Below are 1284 nucleotides of genomic sequence, written 5' to 3' on the forward strand. Positions count from 1 at the left end.
GAGAGGTGGCTCGGCAAATCTGGACAGGCTGCTAAGTGGAGTTTCTGCCTGAAGGCGGCCAGCATGGCTGCCGAACAGGAGATCAGATGACGAAGCGAACACGCCGGAACCATAGTCCGGCCTTCAAGGCGAAGGTGGCCCTGGCTGCCGTGAAGGGCGAGAAGACGCTGGCCGAGCTGGCGCAGCAGTTCGACGTTCACCCGAACCAGATCACGATCTGGCGCGGCCAGTTGCTGGAAGGGGCAGCGGGGGTTTTCGGGTCGGACGGCCATAGCGAACCGGCGGAGCCTGCGATCGACGTGAAGACGTTGCACGCCAAGATTGGCGAGCTGACGCTGGTGAACGATTTTTTGTCCGGAGCGCTCGGCAAAGCAGGACTATTGCCGAGCGCAAAACGTTGATCGACCGTTCGCACGCATTGCCAGTGAAGCGGCAGGCGCGGGAGTTGGGGATCAGCCGCGGCAGCGTCTATTATCAGCCGCGGCCAACCCCGGCTGCCGACCTCGCGATCATGCGACGGATCGATGCGTTGCATATGGATTTCCCGTTCGCGGGCAGTCGGATGTTGCGAGACCTGCTTGCCGCAGAAGGCATCAAGGTCGGCCGGCTGCACGTCTCCACGCTGATGAAAAAGATGGCGATCGAGGCGATCTACCGGCGGCCAAACACGTCGAAACCGGCACCGGGTCACAAGATCTATCCGTATCTGCTGCGTAAGCTGACGGTGACGCGGCCCAACCAGGTGTGGGCGACCGACATCACGTACATCCCGATGGCGCGCGGCTTCGTCTATCTGATCGCCATCGTCGACTGGTTCAGCCGGCGGGTGCTCAGCTGGCGGCTGTCGATCACGCTGGAGACCGATTTCTGCATCGAAGCTTTGGAGGAAGCGCTGACGCGCTTCGGAGCGCCGGAGATCTTCAATACCGATCAAGGTAGCCAATTTACGAGCATGGCGTTCACCGCCGTCTTGCAGCGAGAGAGGATCGCAATCAGCATGGATGGACGCGGCGCCTGGCGTGACAACGTGTTCGTCGAGCGCCTGTGGCGCTCGGTGAAATACGAGGAGGTTTACCTGCGGGCCTATGCCTCTGTCAGCGAGGCCCGCGCGTCGATCGGCCGGTATCTGGCCTTCTACAACGGCCGACGCCCGCACTCGTCGCTTGACCGCAGGACGCCCGATCACGTCTACTTCAACCGGCCGCTTCTCGCAGCGGCATGAAACCGGCGGACGCTCCACTTAGCAATCGCGTCGAGCTGTTCAGATGAACCGAGCCACCTCTC

At 62.1% G+C, this 1284-nt stretch carries 1 protein-coding gene; it reads left to right on the forward strand.

From position 1 onward, the window contains the following. Positions 1–86: 86 nt before the first annotated feature. Positions 87–1222, forward strand: a protein-coding gene (locus ASE78_RS07655) for an IS3 family transposase (RefSeq protein ID WP_414886818.1) whose coding sequence is annotated in 2 segments (ribosomal slippage) — positions 87–354 and positions 354–1222 — 1137 coding nt in all. Because the reading frame shifts where the segments join, the coding sequence is not laid out codon by codon here. Positions 1223–1284: the final 62 nt, after the last annotated feature.

This window comes from Sphingomonas sp. Leaf25 (genome assembly GCF_001421635.1).
Classification (GTDB): Bacteria; Pseudomonadota; Alphaproteobacteria; order Sphingomonadales; family Sphingomonadaceae; genus Sphingomonas.